General features: G+C 26.2%; 2 protein-coding genes. Both read left to right on the forward strand.

Going from position 1 to position 1,265, the window contains the following annotated elements; all coding sequences use genetic code 11:
- Positions 1 to 49 precede the first annotated feature (49 nt).
- Positions 50 to 532: a hypothetical protein gene (locus tag H2277_RS08945; protein ID WP_337201957.1), complete on the forward strand. Its 483-nt coding sequence runs from the start codon at positions 50 to 52 to the stop codon at positions 530 to 532.
- A gap of 196 nt (positions 533 to 728) precedes the next feature.
- Positions 729 to 1,265, forward strand: a 537-nt coding sequence (locus H2277_RS08950) for a hypothetical protein (protein ID WP_337201958.1), incomplete at its 3' end; no start/stop codon positions are given.

Raw genomic sequence — 1,265 nt, forward strand, 5'->3', positions numbered from 1 at the left:
AGAAGATAATTTAAATTTTAGATACAATATTATAAATTAAGGAGTAATTATGAATTTATTTTACAAAATTTATTTTTTTATTTTATACCACCCTATAAAAGCTTTTTTTATTCTTGTCCTTATTGTGAGTTCTTTTTCTTTTGTTGATAAATTTATTCTACCTAAAAAAGAAAGGGAGCTATCTCCAATTATACAAATTGTAATAAAAGATTCTGAAAGTATCCCTGATTATATAAGCAATACCAAAAGCAAAGAAGTTTTTCTTTCCCAAAACCCAAGCTTAAAAGATTTATTTGAAAAAATGGCCACAGAATATCCTTTAAAATCAGGACTTAATTTTGGAAAACCTGAATACATTGCAGGAGTTGCCACTGTAGAAAAGGATTGGGGAGAATATATGGAAAAAATTTTAAAAGAAGATAGCGAAGAGCTCTTGAAAAAAGCTAACTCTTGTAAAATTATAGATGTAAAAAGTAAAATGCAATGTTTTATAGAAAAGATAAATTATGTTTTTAAGATTATAGACTCTTAAAGCGAAAATTGCACTCTTAATCTTATTAATAATAAAGATTTTTATAATAATCTTTATGAAGTAATTTACTTTGCTTTTTATGATGATGAATATGATAAAAATTTGAAAAAAGAAGAATATTTCTTTTCAAAAGCTTACTATGCAGCAAGGGTTTATTTTTTAGCAAACAAACAATGCTTCATAATGGAGTAAAATAATGGATAAGTTAAGCGAATTAAGAGAATCATTGACTTATGTCATACCACTACAAGAATTGTTAGAAAACGAAGATATTCTAGGAGAAGCTGTTAATAGATATATTAAAAAATCACTTAGCCATCTGGATTTAGTAACAAATTTTATAGAATCAGAAGAAGTATATCATAAGACTAAGAATTTTAGAAAAGCTGTAGTTCATTTTACAAGTAATTTAGTTAGCGGTCCAATTATTGCAGTAGGTATTGTAGGTGGCATAAGAACTGGTCAAGTAGAAGTTGCTGTAATTACAATTATTTATGCAAATGATATTCCTGTCGCAATCGAGAATGCAACCAATAAAGCTTTCGATATCTATGATAATGTTTTAGATGCAATATTAGAATTTATTTTTGATGGTACAGCTTCTCGCATAATAACAAATTTTCTTAATTCTACATATGAAAAATTTCTTGCACCAAGAAATTTTAAGCAAATTTGCAATAGTCCAGAAGAATGTCAAATTTTACAACAAGATAATTTTCAAATTCTCATAAAC

Source organism: Campylobacter sp. W0014 (genome assembly GCF_020135975.1).
Taxonomy (GTDB): Bacteria; Campylobacterota; Campylobacteria; order Campylobacterales; family Campylobacteraceae; genus Campylobacter_D.